Annotated in this window: 5 protein-coding genes; 3 read left to right on the top strand and 2 right to left on the bottom strand. The window is 36.9% G+C overall.

Annotated features, from left to right (window positions below; genetic code table 11):
* Positions 1-17 precede the first annotated feature (17 nt).
* Positions 18-857, bottom strand: coding sequence for an alpha/beta fold hydrolase (locus KI369_RS24975; RefSeq protein WP_212957963.1), 840 nt, complete (start codon positions 855-857; stop codon positions 18-20).
* A gap of 109 nt (positions 858-966) precedes the next feature.
* Positions 967-1,959 carry a 2-hydroxyacid dehydrogenase gene (locus tag KI369_RS24970; RefSeq protein WP_212957965.1) on the bottom strand — a complete coding sequence of 331 codons (993 nt, stop codon included), beginning with the start codon at positions 1,957-1,959 and terminating at the stop codon, positions 967-969.
* A 265-nt stretch (positions 1,960-2,224) separates the two neighbouring features.
* Here KI369_RS24970 and KI369_RS24965 point away from each other — a divergent pair, with 265 nt between their 5' ends.
* The 3 genes from KI369_RS24965 to yugI all read left to right on the top strand — a co-directional run bounded on the left by KI369_RS24965 (position 2,225) and on the right by yugI (position 4,506).
* On the top strand, positions 2,225-2,722 hold the full coding sequence (locus KI369_RS24965) for an Lrp/AsnC family transcriptional regulator (RefSeq protein ID WP_000255699.1): 498 nt from the start codon (positions 2,225-2,227) through the stop codon (positions 2,720-2,722).
* The gene (locus tag KI369_RS24960) at positions 2,719-3,909 is read left to right on the top strand and encodes an aminotransferase (RefSeq protein WP_212957961.1); all 1,191 of its coding nucleotides are present in this window, start codon (positions 2,719-2,721) and stop codon (positions 3,907-3,909) included. Before KI369_RS24965 ends, KI369_RS24960 begins: the two co-directional genes overlap by 4 nt.
* 252 nt (positions 3,910-4,161) lie before the next feature.
* On the top strand, positions 4,162-4,506 hold the full coding sequence (gene yugI, locus KI369_RS24955; protein WP_000003765.1) for a S1 domain-containing post-transcriptional regulator GSP13: 345 nt from the start codon (positions 4,162-4,164) through the stop codon (positions 4,504-4,506).
* The last annotated feature ends 10 nt before the right edge of the window (positions 4,507-4,516 follow it).

Genomic DNA, 4,516 nt, shown 5'->3' with positions numbered 1-4,516 from the left:
AAAGTTTCACTTTATAATTATTGCGCAGAAAAAGCGATGATTTCTTCATAAACATGTTCAGGTTTTTCTTCAGGTAGTAAATGCCCTGTATTTTCGTAAGAAATAAATTTCGAATTTGGTAAATCTTTGTGTAGCCGATGACCTACATGTACTGGGACGACGCGATCTTTTTCGCCCCAAATGAGTAGTGTAGGTGTTTCAATTTTTTGTAATTCAGTTGAAGATAAGTCACCTTCACGGTCTCGTATCATACGAGTTAAAGCGGGGAATATACGGTTGTCATAAAAAGGAGCGGAGTAACCTTCCTTCATTTCGTCGTCAATTAATGAATGATCATGAACGACATTCATTAAGTTATGAACAATCCCGCGCCGTATAATCCAGTTCTTTACGTATAAATGAAAGAACGGTAAATAAGAAGAGTACAGTAAAGGTAAGGCTGCGCGTGCTAAATAGCTAGAGCTGCATAGTAAAATTGTCTTTGAGATTAATTCAGGGCGTATACGGTTTACATAAAGAGAAATTTGGCCCCCCATAGAATGTCCAACTAATACAATATTTGAGAGAGATAAATGTTCAATTAAATCAATAATAACCGTTGCTAAATTGTGATAAGAATACTTAAACAGATGAGACTTATCGCTTTTTCCGAACGGTGGCAAATCAAGAGCCAGTACTGTTCCTGCTTTCGATAATAAAGGAATGAGGCGGCGATAACTGAATGAGGAAGATAAAAAGCCGTGAACGAGTACGAAAGTAGGACGCTTTGTTTTGTTGTCATGTTCATACAATTCGTAATGAATCGTAGTGCCGCGAGTGGAAAAAGTGAAATAAGGACAAGTATATTCATGATTCATTTTTTGTCACTCCATTGATTTTTGTTCATATCATCTCCAAGGCAGAGAAAAATATGTTAACAAAAAAAGGCAAGATGACGGTGTCATCTTGCCTTTCGTTTATTCATCATTACCCGCGAACAATATGAGGCGGTGTTTTTCCTTGTAACCCTGCAACTAAATTTTCAGCGGCTGTCATAGCCATTTGCTGCCTAGTTTTTAATGTTGCAGATCCAATGTGCGGTAAAGTCACGACATTTTGTAATGATAAGAGCGGATTATCTTTTTGAATCGGCTCTTGTGTAAACGTATCGATGCCTGCTGCAAAGATTTTCTTTTTAGTTAATGCATGGATTAACGCTTCTTCATCTACTGTTTTCCCGCGAGAAGCATTAATGAAGATTGCTGTTTCTTTCATTAATGAAAATTCCTTTTCTCCAATAAGATGATATGTTTCATCTGTTAATGGAGTAAGAAGAACAATAAAGTCAGATTGTTTGAGTAGCGTCTGTAAATCACAATATGTAGCATCGAATTTTTGCTCAGCTTCTTCTTTACGGCGACGGTTATAATAAAGAACATCCATATCAAATCCGAATTTTGCTCGTTTTGCAACGGCTTCTCCAATTCGGCCCATACCGATAATACCGATTGTACTATGGTGTACATCTAGTCCGAAGTGCTCTTTTCCAATTTCGGCATTCCATTCACCGTTCTTTACGTAGGAGTCGAGTTCGCAAACGCGGCGACCAGCAGATAACATAAGAGCGAAAACAAGGTCAGCTACTGTATCATCTAGTACGTATGGTGTATTCGTTCCGATTACATTTCGCTTTTCCATCGCTTGTAAATCGAAATTATCGTAACCGACAGAAATGTTGCTTACTACTTTTAAGTTAGGAGCTACATCTAATAATTCTTCATTAATAGCAGATCCAAAATTTAATAAACCATCTTTATCTTGTATTTTCTCTAATAGAACATCACGAGGTACTTTCTCATTTTGTTCCCATTTTTCATAATAACAGTGTTCTGATAAATATTTTTCTACAAATGTTGGAACTGGTTCAGCAATATAAACTTTTGGTTTCACGGTTCCATCCCCTTTCGCTTTATCACGTATTTTTCCGCTGATTAACGTTTCACTTTCCCCGCTTTAACGGACAGTAAGCTTCCTCCCTTAAAAAGTAGTTCAAGCAAAGAGTTTAGGCGGGAAAGCAACTGCTCGTAAAAGCCCGATTGTTGCGAGCTGATAATCCATGGGGTGAACCTTTCCATGGATTAAAGTTTCACTTTATTTTGACATAATTCACTAAAAAAATCTTCTTTTCAAACTGGAAAGGGTATTTGTATAATTTAGACACAAACGAAAAGGAAGGATGATTTATATGGTGACAGAAAAGGAATTAGAATTATTAGCTTGTCTTGAAAAAAGTAGTCGATTATCTGTAGATACATTAGCGAAGCTGTTAAATATAGAAGTAGAAGAAGTAAAGAAAATGGTTGAAAAATTAGAAGCGGAAAAGATTATCGTGGATTATGTAACACATATCGATTGGACGAAGGTGAAAGAACATACAGGTTTAACGGCAATGATCGATGTGAAAGTTACGCCAAAGCACGGTGTTGGGTTCGATGCGGTTGCTGAACAAATTTATCGTTATTCAGAAGTAAAGTCTGTGTATTTAATGTCAGGGACATACGATCTTTCTATTACATTAGAAGGAAAGACAATGGGAGAAGTAGCGATGTTTGTTTCTGAGAAATTAGCAACAATTGAATCTGTCGTTTCTACGACAACGCATTTTATTTTGAAGAAGTATAAACATGAGGGAATTATTTATGAAAAAAATGATGATGATAAGCGGATTGTGGTGACACCATGAAGCAATTTGAACTATCTAGAGCAGCAGAATCTTTACAACCATCTGGTATTCGAAAGTTTTTCGATTTAGCGGCAAATATGAAAGGTGTTATTTCTCTTGGAGTAGGAGAGCCTGACTTCGTTACACCTTGGAATGTAAGGCAAGCATGTATCCGTTCTTTAGAACAAGGATATACGTCATATACAGCAAATGCAGGATTATTGGAGCTACGTCAAGAAATAGCAAAGTATCTAAAAAAACAATTTGCAGTATCTTATGATCCAAACGATGAAATCATTGTTACAGTTGGAGCGAGTCAGGCGTTAGATGTAGCGATGCGTGCCATTATAAATCCTGATGATGAAGTACTCATTATTGAACCGAGTTTCGTTTCTTATGCACCGCTTGTGACATTAGCTGGAGGAGTCCCAGTTCCTGTGGCGACTACTTTAGAAAATGAATTTAAAGTACAACCAGAACAAATTGAAGCAGCTATTACAGCGAAAACAAAGGCAGTTTTACTTTGTTCACCAAATAACCCAACAGGTGCGATGTTAAATAAATCCGAGCTTGAAGAAATAGCGGTGATTGTTGAGAAGTACAATTTAATCGTATTATCTGATGAAATTTATGCAGAGCTTGTATACGACGAAGTATATACAAGTTTCGCGAGTATTAAAAATATGCGCGAGCATACGATTTTAATTTCAGGATTTTCAAAAGGGTTTGCGATGACAGGATGGCGCCTCGGTATGATTGCAGCTCCTGTTCATTTTTCAGAATTAATGCTTAAAATCCACCAATATTCCATGATGTGTGCACCGACGATGTCCCAGTTCGCAGCACTTGAAGCGTTACGTGCGGGGAATGATGAAGTAATTCGAATGAGAGATAGTTATAAGAAACGTCGTAATTTTATGACGACATCTTTCAATGAAATGGGATTAACATGTCATGTACCGGGCGGAGCATTTTATGTATTTCCTTCTATTTCTTCAACTGGGCTATCTTCGGCGGAATTTGCAGAACAGTTATTATTAGAAGAAAAAGTGGCAGTTGTACCTGGAAGTGTATTTGGTGAAAGTGGTGAAGGGTTTATTCGTTGCTCGTATGCAACATCACTTGAACAACTAATGGAAGCAATGAAGAGAATGGAACGGTTTATAGAAAATAAAAAAAGGACAAAACATAATACGTTTTGTCCATAAAAGGGGGGGAATACTAGAAAGCCATGTGTTAGTATTCTATCCCAATATTGGAGAATTATACGTACTACAGGAAATTTTTCGTTAATTTTGAATGAGTTCTATCATAGTGGTATAATTTACTAATATAAGGTATGCGTATCCTGAGTAGCTTTACTCCGGGTACGTACTAACTAATCGGATATTTAACAATAAATCATCTGCTTTGCTATCTACAATTGTAGAGAAAATGGTAAACGTATGGGAGTGTTTCATATGTCAGAACAATATACAACAGGAGTGGTTGTAACAGGGAAAGTGACTGGGATTCAAGATTACGGTGCATTTGTAGCGTTAGATGCAGAAACACAAGGGCTTGTGCATATATCTGAAATTACAAATGGATATGTAAAGGATATTCATGACTTTTTAAAAGTCGGCGATACAGTAGAAGTAAAAGTACTTTCAATTGATGAAGAACACAGAAAAATGAGTTTATCGTTAAAAGCGGCGAAAAGAAAACAAGGACGGATTCTTATACCGAATCCATCTGAGAACGGATTTAATACGCTGCGAGAAAAGCTAACAGAATGGATTGAAGAGTCCGAGTTAACAAAGTAAAAGAGGAACG

Origin of the sequence: Bacillus sanguinis, from assembly GCF_018332475.1 — a bacterium.
Lineage (GTDB): Bacteria > Bacillota > Bacilli > Bacillales > Bacillaceae_G > Bacillus_A > Bacillus_A sanguinis.
Note: the sequence above shows the minus strand (reverse complement) of the source record. Positions and strands in the feature narration are given on the sequence as shown.

Excerpts from the sequence above, each read along its gene's own strand:
- KI369_RS24975 (WP_212957963.1), bottom strand. The coding sequence starts at position 857 with ATGAATCATGAATATACTTGTCCTTATTTCACTTTTTCCACTCGCGGC.
- KI369_RS24960 (WP_212957961.1), top strand. The coding sequence starts at position 2,719 with ATGAAGCAATTTGAACTATCTAGAGCAGCAGAATCTTTACAACCATCT.
- KI369_RS24965 (WP_000255699.1), top strand. The coding sequence starts at position 2,225 with ATGGTGACAGAAAAGGAATTAGAATTATTAGCTTGTCTTGAAAAAAGT.
- yugI (WP_000003765.1), top strand. The coding sequence starts at position 4,162 with ATGTCAGAACAATATACAACAGGAGTGGTTGTAACAGGGAAAGTGACT.